Here is a 13862-nt window from a genome sequence, read left to right as displayed (position 1 = left end):
TGAGATAAATGAATTATCCAAACGGTAAGCCTTTTAAGCCGAGTCAGACTCAAGACGGAAGTACGAGGACAAACAAATCGAGTAAAATTAAATACGGTGGGCGCGGCATGACATTGGAAAATGATATTGAAAGTTCCAACCAATATTATTTGAAGACAGAACGCGCTGTGATTCATAAGAAACCAACACCTGTGCAAATTGTCCATGTGAATTATCCAAAACGCAGTCAAGCTGTAATTAAAGAGGCTTATTTTCGAACGCCTTCAACTACTGATTATAATGGTGTTTATAAGGGCTATTACATTGATTTTGAGGCAAAGGAAACGAAAAACAAAACATCTTTTCCGTTACAAAACATCCATGCGCATCAAGTTGAACATATGAAACAAGCAGTGGCTCATGGAGGAATTGTTTTTTTGCTACTCCGCTTTAAAGGAATCAATGAAGTTTATCTCTTGCCGTTTAAGCGATTTTTTCCGTTTTGGGAGCGCTTCTTAAAAAATGGAAAAAAATCAATTAAGGTTGAAGAAATTCAAGAAAATGGTTACTATATTCCTTATCAGTATCAACCAAGATTAGATTACCTCAGTGCAGTTGATAAGTTGATATTAGATGAAAGTGAGGACCGCTTATGACGGAAAAGAAAGGGACTTCTAAGCAAACGAAAAAGAAGTCCGGTCAAAAAAAGAATAAGAACATCAAGCGTATGATCATTAAAGTGTTGAGCTTTTTAGTATTAGCATTTGTCATCTTAGCACTCTTATCTGTATTGCTTTTCGCATATTATGCCTGGAAAGCACCGGCATTTAACGAGTCTAAACTCCAAGATCCAAGTCCAGCAAAAATTTACGATAAAGATGATGAATTAGTTAAGACGCTTGATAATGGTGCAAGACGAGAACATGTGGATTTAAAAGATGTTCCCGATACGATGAAAGATGCAGTACTTGCAACTGAAGACAACCGTTTTTATGATCACGGTGCACTCGATTACAAACGTTTATTCGGTGCCGTATTGAAAAATATTACGGGCGGCTTTGGTTCACAAGGTGCTTCGACGCTAACACAACAAGTGGTTAAACGTACGTTTTTAACAGACCAAAAGTCGATTGAACGTAAAGCGCAAGAAGCCTACTTATCTTATCGTTTAGAACAGGAATATTCTAAAGATGAAATTTTCCAAATGTATCTCAACAAAATTTACTACTCTGATGGTGTGTATGGGATTAAGGCTGCAGCAAGATACTACTTCGATAAAGATTTAAAAGATTTGAACTTAGCTGAATCGGCGTATCTCGCAGGTCTGCCGCAAGTTCCTAACACTTATAACATTTATGACCATCCAGAAGAAGCTGAAAAACGTAAAGATACAGTATTGTACTTGATGGCATATCATCATCGCATTTCTGAAAAAGAGAAAAAAGAAGCGCAAGATACGCCAATCACTGAGAATCTCGTGCAACGTACAGCAGAAGATAGACAAATTAAACCAGACGATGATTCAGAACAATACAATTCTTATGTGAACTTTGTGAAGCAAGAGTTGATGAACAATCCTGAATTTAAAGGACAAAATTTATCTGACATTCTTAACAGTGGTATTAAAATTTACACTTACATGGATAAAGATGCTCAAAACAGCTTACAAAATCGTATTGATAATGGTGGTTATTATAAAAATGAAGATCAGATGGTGGGTTCAACAATCGTGGACAGCCAAACTGGTGCTTTAGTTGCCATTTCAGGTGGTCGTAACTATAAAGATGTCGTTGAGCGTAACCAAGCGACTGACGCACATCCAACTGGTTCGACATTGAAGCCATTCTTAGCTTATGGTCCAGCAATTGACAACATGCAATGGGCAACCAACCACTCTATTCAAGACGAATCAGCATACAATATTAATGGTGCAACCTTTAGAAACTATGACCAACAAAGCCATGGTACGGTATCCATTTATGATGCATTACGTCAAAGTTTTAACATTCCAGCATTGAAAACATGGCAACAAGTCAAATCTCAAGCTGGTAACAATGCACCGACAGATTTTGCGAAAAAAGTTGGTTTAGAGTATGAAAATACAGATATTGGACCTTCAGAAGTATTAGGTGGTTCATCTTCTGAATTCTCACCTACGCAACTTGCTTCAGCCTATGCATCATTTGCAAATGGTGGTACGTACAACAAAGCACATTCAATTAAAAAAGTTGTAGAAGCAAATGGCAATACAATTGAATTCGATTTTACGAGCCATAAAGCAATGAATGACTACACAGCTTATATGATTACTGAGATTTTAAAAGGTACATTTGAAGCATACGGTTCTGCTTATGGCAACAAAGTCGATGGTGTGAATATGGCTGCTAAAACAGGTACAGGTACGTATGGTGCAGAAACATATCAACAGTACAATTTACCTGATTCAGCTGCTAAAGACGTATGGATCTCAGGCTTCACACCGAAATATACTATGTCTGTATGGATGGGCTTTAGTGAAGTGAAACAATACGGTCAAAACTCATTCGTCGGCAGTAGTGAACAAAAATATCCGCAATTACTCTTTAAAGATGTAATGAGCGATATTAGTCCACGTGACGGTTCGGACTTTACACGTCCAGACTCTGTTGCAGGTAGCGGTAAGAGCCTGTATGTTGCAAAGTCACCTGATGGCAATACAACAAGTAACTTTACTGAATCAAGTAATGGGACAAACATTGGTTCACGTTCTAACAACAACAGAAATGGCAACAACGGTCAGAATTTGAGCAATGCCAATAACAATTCACAACAAGGTAACAACAATAACAGCAATAATAACGGTAATGGTATTTTCGGCAACTTATTCGGTCGTTAAAATGCCATACAAAAAGGAGCAGGGCTAGCATGAGCGCCCCGCTCCTTTTTCATATTTATCACATCACTTATATCAATCATAAATCTATAAATCGTAGGAATGGAGCTGGGACATTAAGATTCCTCAGCTCCTTTACTATATTTTGTTGTGTATACCAAGGGTTGGGGCTTGAAAACTTTTGATGCTATTGATGCAATATTTTTGTTAAACTTGCCCTCCCTATGTCTTGTGGCTTTAGATTGCCTTCATGGCTTCGCGTTCCTAGGGGCTGGCCCTTCAACTAAATTCGGCTTGATTGAAATGAACACTTGATCGATGCCGAATTGGATTTTCCGGACCAGCTGATCCCTCAGGAGTCTCAGCCTTCTGGGCAATCTTATATTAAACACAGCAAACTGAGGGCAAGTTTATGAAATCAATAAATCAATAGCATCAATGTTTTATCCATTCATCCTCATTTTCCAACTACTTTAAAATCATTTAATCAGTCAAAAATATATGAATGGATTGAGACTTGAAATTTTTACGATAAGCGATGACGTGCACGATATGCTGCATACATCTTCACTAATTCAGATTTCAACGTCTTCATTTGCTGATATCCCATATAATGGTGCTTACGTGTTTCAATATATGCAAAACGTTCATCAATATTGAACGGCACAATACGTAAACTTTCCTGAGCCACAAGCCGATAATCTTCTACTTCATTAATCACATTAAAATAACGGATTAACGCATCATAATAATCATCCAACAACGCAATTGATGCGTCACGCCCTATTTTGCGCTGTTTCGCATAGTCGTCTAATGCTTCTTCTAATGTTGACATCTTTGCAATGATTTCTTGATGATTCATGATGATGCACCTGCCACTTTTTTCAATGATGCACGATAACGTTTTTGGCCTTCACGACAATCTTCAAACAATGGACAGCCACCGCACTTTGGTTTTTTCGCTAAACAGTGATAACGACCGAAAAAGATCAGTTGATGATGACTTTTCGTCCAACGTTCTCTCGGTATGATTGAAGTGAGTCGACGTTCTACTTCTGTCACACTATCTTTCCAACGACAAATGCCTAAACGTTTTGACACACGTTCAACATGTGTATCAACAGCGAGTGCAGGTTCCCCAAACGCTACACTCATGACGACATTGGCTGTTTTTCGCCCTACACCAGCTAATCCTTCTAGTTGTTCATGCGTATGTGGCACGGTGCCGTCATATTGATCGAGTAAAGATTGCGATAGCTTTTGAATATTTTTTGCCTTATTTCGATAGAGTCCGATTGAACGAATATCTTGTTGTAACTCTTCTAAATCTACAGCTAAATAGTCTTCCGGCGTGTGATACTTCTGAAATAAGTCCTTGGTCACACGGTTCACCGTATTGTCGGTACATTGTGCTGAGAGTAATACAGCAATCGTTAATTCGAATGGATTTTCATGTACAAGTTCGCACTGTGCATCCGGAAACATTTGATCAATGACATCAATCATTTCAAGTGCTTTCTTTTTACTTATCAAAAGGATTCTCTCCTTTCAGCCAATTAAATTTCGGAATGTGTTCTGTTTTTTGAGAAGGTTGCTGAGGTTGTTTTTTAAATTTTGCCCGTATGGGTTGTGCGTCTTTCACTGTTGTGACATTATTTTTTTGCCAATTGAGTAAAATGCGATCAATATATTTAAGTGATGTTTTTTGATGTGCCAACGCTTCATCAATCGCCGCATCAATCAATTCAACGGCATAATGATCGACATCAATCCATTGGTTAAGATGTTCAATTTCTAATGGTGACAATGCCCGTCCAAACGCAGTCTCGATTTTTTTGAACACCATTTTAAATGCTTCTTCTTCAGATATCGTTTCTTTGGATTGCTCGATTTGTTTAAAAATTGAAGCCAATTGTTCGTAAAAGCCATCAAGATTTATATATTCAGTGAATTTACCCTCATTATTTTTTTCGACGCGCATCGCTAATAAACCGAGTTGTATCAATTTTTGTATAATCGCGGTCACTTCTGATGATTGCATCGTTGTCCCCTTTTTCAACATATCAATAGAAGGCTGCTCATTCGAAGCTTCATAAGCATATAAAATTTTAATTAAAATCACTAAATCATTTTCGTTAAGGCCTAACTCTTGATAATGCTCAAGCAATTCATAGCGAATCACTACAGGACGTATTTGCAGTTCTCGTTGGTTCATTAGTTCCCCTCCTATTTCGCCAGTCATGTGACAACCATGTATTCTCGACGCACCGCTATAGTTAGAATAAAAAGAGAGTGAGTGTGAAATCCCTATTGTCAAAGAATTTCAGCTTCTCACCCCCGTAAAAGATGTGGTGATGTAATGCCCATCAACATCACCCAACATCATTACATCGGTACCTTTTATGGATACAAACGATTTAACAAGCGTGGGAATGGTGATGTTTCACGCACGTGTTCCACACCAGCAATCCATGCCACAGTACGTTCTAAGCCTAAACCAAAACCACTGTGCGGTACACTACCATATTTACGTAAATCTAAGTAATATTGATAGCTTTCTGTATCAAGTTGATGTTCATCGATACGTTGTTCTAACAACTCGAGGTCGTTAATACGCTCAGAGCCACCGATAATTTCGCCATAGCCTTCAGGTGCAATTAAATCCGCACAAAGCACTGTGTCATCATTTTCTGGATTTGGTTGCATGTAGAATGGTTTAATTTTTGTTGGATAGTTCACAATGAATACAGGCAAGTCGTAATGGTTGGCAATCGCTGTTTCGTGTGGTGCGCCGAAGTCATCGCCCCATTCAATATCGTCAAAACCTGCTTCATGTAAAAACTTAATCGCATCATCATAAGAAATACGTGGAAATGGCGCTTGTACTTTTTCTAATTTTGATGTGTCGCGTTCCAATAATTTAAGTTCAATTTGACAGTTTTTAAGCACAGCTTGTACGACATATGAAACATACGCCTCTTGTACTTCTAAACTCTCTTCATGTGTTGTAAATGCCATTTCAGGTTCAATCATCCAGAATTCAATTAAATGGCGACGTGTTTTTGATTTTTCGGCACGGAATGTTGGACCAAATGAAAATACTTTTCCGTATGCCATTGCCGCAGCTTCCATGTAAAGTTGTCCACTTTGTGATAAGAAGGCATCTTCATCAAAGTATTTCGTATGGAACAATTCACTTGTGCCTTCTGGTGCACTTGCTGTTAAAATCGGTGGATCAATTTTCGTGAAGCCATTTTCATTAAAGAACTCATATGTTGCACGGATGATTTCGTTACGAATTTTCATCACAGCATGTTGTTTTTTAGAACGTAACCATAAATGGCGGTGGTCCATTAAAAATTCAGTACCATGATTTTTAGGTGTAATCGGATAGTCATGTGCTTCGTGAATCACTTCAATATGTTTGACTTGCATCTCATAACCTAAGTCTGAGCGGTTGTCTTCAGTAATTTCACCAGTCACATACAATGATGTTTCTTGTGTTAATGATTTCGCACGTTGAAAGATTTCCTCATCAACATCTGCTTTAACGACAACACCTTGCATAAATCCTGTACCGTCACGCAATTGTAAGAATGCGATTTTACCACTTGAACGTTTATTCGCTAGCCAAGCACCAATCGTAACTTCTTGGCCAATTTTATTCTTTGCTTCTTTAATCGTTGTTTTCATAACCATTCTCCTATATGTTTTAATACTGTTATTATTTTAACAAAACTACTGCCGAACTTCTACCACATCATGATTGATCGAGTTGAGATTGCATTTGATGGAGCAATTGTCCAAACTGTTTGATGTTGCCTTGATGTTGTTGAAAATGTGTGAACGTATTTTGGAAAAAGTGACGATATTGACTGTGCACTAAACGATTATCAAAAGAAACGACAATCCCTTGATCATTTTCATTTCTCAACAGGCGCCCTAATCCTTGTCTAAATCTCAGTACAGCTTCAGGTAAGACATAATCTTTAAAGACATTGTCAAACTCATTGGCCAGTAACATCGGTTTGACGGCATGATGATTCATAAATGGTAATTTCGCAATCATGACACATTTAATGCCGTGCGCCTGATAATCAAAGCCTTCAAAAAATGTACTCGTCCCTAGTAATATCGCCTTATCAAAATGATTGAACTGTTGCACGATTTTATAATTTTGACTTTGTTGTTGTGACAAAATCACATAATCGTCAAATTCAGACATTTGATTTAAATAATCCATCACATTGTATAACATTTTATAGCTCGTGAAGAGTACGAGGCACTTACTATCTACAGTCGTGACATAACGGGCAATATATTCCACAATCGTTTGGATATATGCTTCTTGGTTTTGATAATTGTAACGTTTAATATCATTCGGCACAAAGATGTGTGCGTTGGCGTTATGTTGATGTTCTGACGTAATCTTGTACGTTTGGAAATGCACATCCTCTTCAAACCACTTTTGATAATTTTTAAAGGAGCCATTAAACGTCAATGTGCCTGAAACGAACGAAATCGATTCGAACTGTTTTAAAATTTTCTCCGTTAACAATTGTTTAATGGATGCGTCTTTAAGATGAATTTTAATCGTCGACTTTTGTTGGACATTTTTTAACGTAATATAAAACAAATGCCCAGCTTTCAGTCCCGTTTCGATTTCTCGCAATTGATCCACAATATAGAGCAAATGTTTACGCAACGTTTTGACCACTTTATGTTTCATATTATTGAAATGCTCAAGCGTGACATTAATTTTGGAAATGTATTGATGTAACAACGGAATCAATTGATCGCGTTCCATATCATAGGCATAATGTAATTTCGAAGCTTCATCATCATATAACTGACCTTCATGCACTTGATTGAAAATATGGTCAAAAAAGTGTTCGTTCATATCGTGAATTTCAATAATGTCTTGTTTAATACTAAAAACATCAATCGGTGGGATATCTAACTTTTGTAAAATACGCTGCTGTTCGAGTTGATCGATTTGTTTCAACAGTTTTTCATTTTCTGTTTTACCGATTAACCCTAATTGATATTTAATATCTGCATAACCGAATGCATGAATGGCACAATCAATCGCATAATCTGGCAATCGATGTGCTTCATCAATAATGCAATGTTTGAACATTTGATACAGTGTATGTTCAGGTGATGAATATAACAAATGCGCATGGTTTGTAATCCCTATTTGAATTTTGGATGCATTCGTTCGAATATGGTTGTAATAATGAAAATCTTTACGTACAGGGACATACGTTTCGATTTTTTGTTCGAAATACATTTTTTGGCCACCGCGTAAGTTCAGTTCTTGAATATCACCCGTACGTGTTTCTAGTATCCAAATGAGTAATTGCATTTTTAATAAATTGACATCATAATTGGTCGTTTCATCTTTTAACACTTGGCTAATAAGACCTAAAGAAATGTAGTCTTGTTTACTTTTAATCAACGTCGCATTGATCGATACATTAAGTGCGTCATTAATTTTCGGAATATCTTGTAATAACAATTGATTTTGTAACATTTTGGTATTCGTTGAAATCATGACGTGCTCGCCTGTTTCGATATAATACATTAATGAAGCGACCAAATAAGCTAATGATTTTCCACTACCCGTATCAGCTTCAATGAGTGCTTTTTCGTTATGCATGAGCTGGTCAAACACAATTTGCGCCATATAAAGCTGTTCTTCACGATATTGGTAATGACAGGCGTCAACGATTGTTCGATACAAAGCGGTCAAATCACCGTCAAACTGAACGTGACTGACTTCAAAATCAGGTGGAGCGAGATAATAAATTTGTTCAAACTGATTTAATCCAGTCATTTCTTTTGTCGCATCATGTAAACGGACTTGTTCGAAAAAATAGTCGTCCAGTTGATATTTTAATTGCTTGCTTAAATAATACAGTTGTTTCTTTGTGTTAATCGGTAAAACCTCAAACTTTTCAAACGCCAAAATCATAATACGCGCTGTTGTATAGGCGTCTTCATCTGCGCGGTGTGCTTGTGTCAGCGGAATACCTAATGATTCAGCAAGCTCTGTCAGTTGATAGCTTTTCTCTGTTGGAAATGCAATTTTAAAGAGTTCCAATGTATCAATGACTTTTTTCGGTTGGTAATGAATATGACATTTTTTGAATGAACGTTTTAAAAAGTTAAGGTCGAAATTCACATTATGTGCGACGAAAATACAATCTTTAATTTTCGCATAAATTTCATGTGCGACTTCTTTAAAATAAGGTGCTTGATTTAACATTTCTTCTTCAATGGAAGTCAATGCTTGAATAAAAGTCGGAATCGTCAAATCGGTTTTGATCATTGAGTGATAATGGTCAATAATTTGATTGTTACGAACAAAAGTAATGCCAATTTGAATAATATCATCATAATCTGCTTGGTTGCCTGTCGTTTCAAGATCGACAACAGCATAACAGGGTTGATGCGCCATATGCCCCCTCCTTTCTCTCTTTATGGATTAAAAATCAATATCTGCACTCATTAAACGGTGGAAATCACCATCACGATCAACGACAAGTAAAAAGCCTTGGTCATCAATTTCCATTACTTTACCATAAAATTGTTGTTTGCCTTCTGTAAAACGTAATTGCTTATTCCAAATGTTTGAGCGCTGAATATATTCATCTTTAATGGTTGTAAAAGGTTCAGTCAAAAATTGTTGATAACGTACTTCAATACGTTGCATCAATTGTTCTAAAAAGTCATAGCAGTTGATATTTTTTCCATAATGTAATTTGACACTCGTTGCAGTTTGTTGTAATGCGTCGTCAAAATCTGCAACGTCATGATTTAAATTAATGCCAATACCACAAATGACTGCCTCAATCCCATCTGCATTTGCTACCATTTCCGTCAGAAACCCGCATACTTTTTGACCTTCTATGTAAATATCATTCGGCCATTTAATTTCAACTTTTGCTGGACTAAATGACTGAATCGCTTCACTGATGGCTAATGACATAAATAAATTAAACGTCGTCAGCATTGAAAAAGGAATGTCTGGTCTTAAAACGAGTGACATCCATAAACCTTTCCCTTTTGATGATTGCCAAACACGTTTGAAACGCCCTTTTCCTGCAGTCTGTTCATCGCTTAAAATGAGCATAGTACGGTCATCGTTTAAAATTGCCTTTTTAGCGACTTGTTGTGTAGAGTCTACGGATGGATATGTTTGAAATTGAGCGATAAAGGATTGATGTTTAAAAATTGAGGTCAATATTCCTTTATGCCATGATTGTGGCAAAGCTTTCAATTGATGCCCTTTATTGTGGATTGAATCAATTGAAAATCCCTCTGCTTTAAGTTGATCAACTGTTTTTTTGACCGTCATCCGTGAAATATTGAGCTGTTCTGCAATCGTCTGCCCCGAAATATAGTCGGGTCTTGCATCTGTTAATAATTCTAATATTTGATCAAGATATTTTGACATGTGTTCTCACCCATTCAATGATAGCTTCTGTTTGATTGTTGACTTCACGTTGAATCACAGCATGTTCAGCTTGGCGTAATACGTCTTTAATCCACGGTCCGCCTTTTAATTGGAACGCTTGCATTAACCATTTCCCATCTATGGCTAAATCTTCTCGTGATTGAATTGGCAAATCTTCCCACACAGCTTGGAGACTTGCGCTGTTAAAGATAATCGGTGATGGTAAATCGATTTGGTTGTCTTCTAATATCGGTCGCAGTTCATTGATTGTTAGCGCAACCTCAATGCCAAAGTCGTACACAAATTGTTGGAGCTGCACTTTAGTATCTATGGTTTGCGCCCTTTGAATAGCCGATATTAACGTTTGAATGATGCGAACTTGTGCATTACTCAGTTTTAAAGGCTTAAACGCTTGATAATTTGTACGATAGCTGAGAATGGCTAAAAACGATTCAATATCGACCGGTGCATTCAATTTTATCGCTGCGACATCGACATCTTTGAAATATGGGATGTAACGCCACAAGTGCAATGGTTCGAGTTTGGGAAAGGTTTCCGCAACATAGCGCCCTTTAACTAATAATGTCAGTTCGTTCATAATGCGTTCAATAGATAAATATTCCAAATCCGCCATTTGCTGTGCCATCGCTTCAAATGTCGTCTTATCAATCGTAAATCCGAGCTGTGACTTAAAACGTAAACCGCGCAATATTCTTAGTGCATCTTCGTCAAAGCGTGTCTTTGCATCGCCTACCGTACGAATGATACGCTGTTCAATATCGCGTTCACCATCAAAATGGTCAATACGTTCGTAGTTGATATCCATCGCTATGGCGTTCATCGTAAAATCTCGACGTTCCACATCTTGGTATAAATCCCTGACAAAATAAACTTCTGTCGGTCGACGATGATCCACATATTCAGCTTCAGCACGGAAAGTTGTCACTTCATAATTTTCGTGTTCCCATACGACATTGATAGTGCCATGTTCTTTACCAATGGGAATCGTATGTTCAAAGAGTGCCTCAATTTCATCAGGTGTCGCATTCGTCGTAATGTCTACATCATGGATAGGCCGATTCATAATAAAATCTCGCACTGAGCCACCGACAAAATAAGCTTCATATCCATGTTGAATCAAACGTTCTAAAATAGGTTTGGCTAATTCAAATTGAGATTGATTCATGAATTACAATTCCCCTATCATCTTTTTATAATAATGTTCATACTGGTCAGCGATAATTTGTGAATCGAACCGTTTTGTAATATCGTGTAACATATTATCACGCAACGATTGATATAATGCATCATCTGTCAGTAATTTTAGCGCATAGTCAGCTGCGGTTTGACTGTCGCCGATATCCACTAAAAAGCCTGTTTCACGATGTTGGATGACTTCTTGAATGCCGCCTGCACGTGTACCAATAGGAACAACGCCTGTTTTCATTGCTTCTAACAAGGTAAGACCAAAGCTTTCTTTTTCACTCATTAATAACACAATATCTGACATTTGGTAAAAATTACTCATACAATCTTGCTTACCTAAAAAGAGTACATCTTCGGAAAGATCCATTTCGCGGACTTTCATTCGCATATCTTGCAATTCAGGGCCATCGCCAATGAGCAACAATTTGGATTTAATGTGTTTGCGAACGAGTGCAAATGTATCAATAATCGTATCAATCCGTTTGACTTTACGGAAATTCGACACATGAATAAATACTTTTTCGTCTTGAGCAATGCCATAACTTTCTTTTAAACCGGTATTATAACCCGTCGGAAATTCAGACTCTCTTACAAAATTATAAATCGGTACAATCTCTTTTTGAGGTGCAATAATCTCATTCGTTTCGGCTTTTAATGATTCACTCACACTCGTAACAATATCACTTTGTTCGATGCCGAATTTAATCGCATTTCTCAATGAATGGTCATAGCCGAGAACTGTAATATCTGTACCATGCAAAGTCGTCATAATTTTAATATCTTTGCCAGACATTTGTCGCGCTAAAATCCCACAAATCGCATGTGGAATCGCGTAATGCATATGGAGCACATCTAAGTCATATTCATTAATGACATTTGCGATTTTTGTACTTAACGAAATATCATAAGGTGGATATTGGAACACAGCATATTGATTTACGTCAACTTGATGAAAAGTAATGTTAGGTACCGGTTTGTTTAAGCGAAATGGCATATTTGAAGTAATAAAGTGCACTTCATGCCCACGTTCAGCCATTAAAATACCGAGTTCTGTTGCGATGATCCCTGAACCACCCACTGAGGGATAACAAGTAATGCCAATCTTCATATAGGTCGTACTCCTTTATGTCTTTCTTTCAAAACGATTTTTATCACGTTTGTTGAATTTTTCCATCGTTTGGTTAAAGCTTTCTGTCATATCGATATCGAGCGAGTTTGCGAGACAGAGGAGAACAAAAAGATTGTCACCTAGTTCGGCTTCGATGGTATTTTCAGCCTCACTCGCTTTCTTCTTTTTCTCTCCATGATAGTGATTGATTTCACGTGCCAATTCACCCACTTCTTCTGTTAAGCGGGCAAGATTTGCAAGTGGAGAAAAATAACCTGTTTTAAACTGTGAAATGTATGTATCGACTTCTTTTTGCATATCGGAGAGTGATCGATTCATGATATGACATCCTTTCTGTTTTCATTCTTCTTTATCTTACATGAAATGTGTGGCGTTGAGCAATCTATGCACCTTTTTGATAGGTGAAACACTTTTTTATAATAGTGTTTTATCAATATATTTCTACAAACGCAAAAAAAGAGCTGGGCGTCTGTCCCCCAACTCTTTTTAATGTTGATTATTGATCTGCTGAACGTGCGATTAAAATTAAACGAACGAGCTCAGCAACTGCAACGGCTGTCGCTGCAACATAAGTCATCGCTGCTGCTCTTAATACGCGACCAGCATGTTTATATTCTTTTTCATTCACGATATGCATTTTTTGAATTTGATTCATTGCACGTTTACTCGCGTCAAATTCGACAGGCAACGTCACAATGGAGAACAATACAGCGAATGCCATTAAGAAAATACCAATCCATAACGCTGTTGAACCAATCGCCATGTGTAATGATGTCATGATAATCCCAGCCATAATGAAAATATATGACATCGAACTACCGATGTTTGCAACAGGTACTAATGCACTTCGGAAACGTAAAAAGAAATAACCTTCGTAATGCTGAATTGCATGACCAACTTCGTGAGCGGCAATTGCAGTTCCGGCAACACTTGGTTTGTTGTAGTTTGAAGGTGACAATACGACGACTTTGTTTTTCGGATCGTAATGGTCTGTTAAAAAGCCTTGACCTTCTTTAACTTCGACATCATAAATGCCATTTGCGTGTAAAATTTCTAATGCTACTTCTCGTCCCGTCTTGCCACTTGTTGATCTAACTTGAGCATATTTTTCATAGTTAGATTTAACTTGGTGTTGTGCATACATTGGGAGGATCATAAGTATAATAAAATAAATAATTAAAGACATGATGGACATTATGCTCACTCCTTTATAA

The 13862-nt window shown here is 37.3% G+C and carries 12 protein-coding genes; 2 read left to right on the top strand and 10 right to left on the bottom strand.

Features of this window, described 5'->3' with window-relative positions; genetic code table 11:
* Positions 1 to 8: 8 nt before the first annotated feature.
* Both recU and EL101_RS07460 read left to right on the top strand, forming a co-directional pair.
* Positions 9 to 635, top strand: coding sequence for a Holliday junction resolvase RecU (gene recU / locus EL101_RS07465; protein ID WP_096596270.1), 627 nt, complete (start codon positions 9 to 11; stop codon positions 633 to 635).
* Positions 632 to 2854: a transglycosylase domain-containing protein gene (locus EL101_RS07460; protein WP_096596269.1), complete on the top strand. Its 2223-nt coding sequence runs from the start codon at positions 632 to 634 to the stop codon at positions 2852 to 2854. Before recU ends, EL101_RS07460 begins: the two co-directional genes overlap by 4 nt.
* A gap of 523 nt (positions 2855 to 3377) precedes the next feature.
* On the opposite strand, the gene EL101_RS07455 is transcribed toward EL101_RS07460, so the two are convergent.
* From EL101_RS07455 to EL101_RS07410, 10 genes are all read right to left on the bottom strand, one after another.
* Positions 3378 to 3713, bottom strand: coding sequence for a YpoC family protein (locus tag EL101_RS07455; RefSeq protein ID WP_096541114.1), 336 nt, complete (start codon positions 3711 to 3713; stop codon positions 3378 to 3380).
* Entirely contained in the window at positions 3710 to 4384 is a 675-nt protein-coding gene (gene nth, locus EL101_RS07450) for an endonuclease III (protein ID WP_096596268.1), read from the bottom strand. The genes EL101_RS07455 and nth overlap by 4 nt, the downstream gene beginning before the upstream one ends.
* Positions 4374 to 5066 carry a DnaD domain-containing protein gene (locus EL101_RS07445; RefSeq protein ID WP_096596267.1) on the bottom strand — a complete coding sequence of 231 codons (693 nt, stop codon included), beginning with the start codon at positions 5064 to 5066 and terminating at the stop codon, positions 4374 to 4376. The genes nth and EL101_RS07445 overlap by 11 nt, the downstream gene beginning before the upstream one ends.
* Positions 5067 to 5251: 185 nt before the next feature.
* Positions 5252 to 6544 carry an asparagine--tRNA ligase gene (gene asnS, locus EL101_RS07440; RefSeq protein ID WP_096596266.1) on the bottom strand — a complete coding sequence of 431 codons (1293 nt, stop codon included), beginning with the start codon at positions 6542 to 6544 and terminating at the stop codon, positions 5252 to 5254.
* Positions 6545 to 6611: 67 nt separating this feature from the next.
* Complete coding sequence (locus tag EL101_RS07435; protein ID WP_096596265.1) at positions 6612 to 9314, bottom strand: helicase C-terminal domain-containing protein; 2703 nt, start codon at positions 9312 to 9314, stop codon at positions 6612 to 6614.
* 27 nt (positions 9315 to 9341) lie between these two features.
* Positions 9342 to 10313: a biotin--[acetyl-CoA-carboxylase] ligase gene (locus tag EL101_RS07430; protein WP_096596264.1), complete on the bottom strand. Its 972-nt coding sequence runs from the start codon at positions 10311 to 10313 to the stop codon at positions 9342 to 9344.
* On the bottom strand, positions 10297 to 11499 hold the full coding sequence (locus EL101_RS07425) for a CCA tRNA nucleotidyltransferase (protein ID WP_096596263.1): 1203 nt from the start codon (positions 11497 to 11499) through the stop codon (positions 10297 to 10299). The genes EL101_RS07430 and EL101_RS07425 overlap by 17 nt, the downstream gene beginning before the upstream one ends.
* A gap of 3 nt (positions 11500 to 11502) precedes the next feature.
* Complete coding sequence (gene bshA / locus EL101_RS07420; protein ID WP_096596262.1) at positions 11503 to 12627, bottom strand: N-acetyl-alpha-D-glucosaminyl L-malate synthase BshA; 1125 nt, start codon at positions 12625 to 12627, stop codon at positions 11503 to 11505.
* Positions 12628 to 12642: 15 nt separating this feature from the next.
* Positions 12643 to 12966, bottom strand: coding sequence for a nucleotide pyrophosphohydrolase (locus EL101_RS07415; RefSeq protein ID WP_096541089.1), 324 nt, complete (start codon positions 12964 to 12966; stop codon positions 12643 to 12645).
* A gap of 178 nt (positions 12967 to 13144) precedes the next feature.
* Complete coding sequence (locus EL101_RS07410) at positions 13145 to 13843, bottom strand: zinc metallopeptidase (RefSeq protein ID WP_014613896.1); 699 nt, start codon at positions 13841 to 13843, stop codon at positions 13145 to 13147.
* Positions 13844 to 13862 lie beyond the last annotated feature (19 nt).

This window comes from Staphylococcus delphini, assembly GCF_900636325.1.
In the GTDB taxonomy this organism is placed as follows: domain Bacteria; phylum Bacillota; class Bacilli; order Staphylococcales; family Staphylococcaceae; genus Staphylococcus; species Staphylococcus delphini.
Note: the sequence above shows the minus strand (reverse complement) of the source record. Positions and strands in the feature narration are given on the sequence as shown.

Coding starts and splice junctions, on each gene's coding strand:
- recU (WP_096596270.1), top strand. CDS start 9: ATGAATTATCCAAACGGTAAGCCTTTTAAGCCGAGTCAGACTCAAGAC.
- EL101_RS07460 (WP_096596269.1), top strand. CDS start 632: ATGACGGAAAAGAAAGGGACTTCTAAGCAAACGAAAAAGAAGTCCGGT.
- EL101_RS07455 (WP_096541114.1), bottom strand. CDS start 3,713: ATGAATCATCAAGAAATCATTGCAAAGATGTCAACATTAGAAGAAGCA.
- EL101_RS07445 (WP_096596267.1), bottom strand. CDS start 5,066: ATGAACCAACGAGAACTGCAAATACGTCCTGTAGTGATTCGCTATGAA.
- asnS (WP_096596266.1), bottom strand. CDS start 6,544: ATGAAAACAACGATTAAAGAAGCAAAGAATAAAATTGGCCAAGAAGTT.
- EL101_RS07435 (WP_096596265.1), bottom strand. CDS start 9,314: ATGGCGCATCAACCCTGTTATGCTGTTGTCGATCTTGAAACGACAGGC.
- EL101_RS07430 (WP_096596264.1), bottom strand. CDS start 10,313: ATGTCAAAATATCTTGATCAAATATTAGAATTATTAACAGATGCAAGA.
- EL101_RS07425 (WP_096596263.1), bottom strand. CDS start 11,499: ATGAATCAATCTCAATTTGAATTAGCCAAACCTATTTTAGAACGTTTG.
- bshA (WP_096596262.1), bottom strand. CDS start 12,627: ATGAAGATTGGCATTACTTGTTATCCCTCAGTGGGTGGTTCAGGGATC.
- EL101_RS07415 (WP_096541089.1), bottom strand. CDS start 12,966: ATGAATCGATCACTCTCCGATATGCAAAAAGAAGTCGATACATACATT.
- EL101_RS07410 (WP_014613896.1), bottom strand. CDS start 13,843: ATGTCCATCATGTCTTTAATTATTTATTTTATTATACTTATGATCCTC.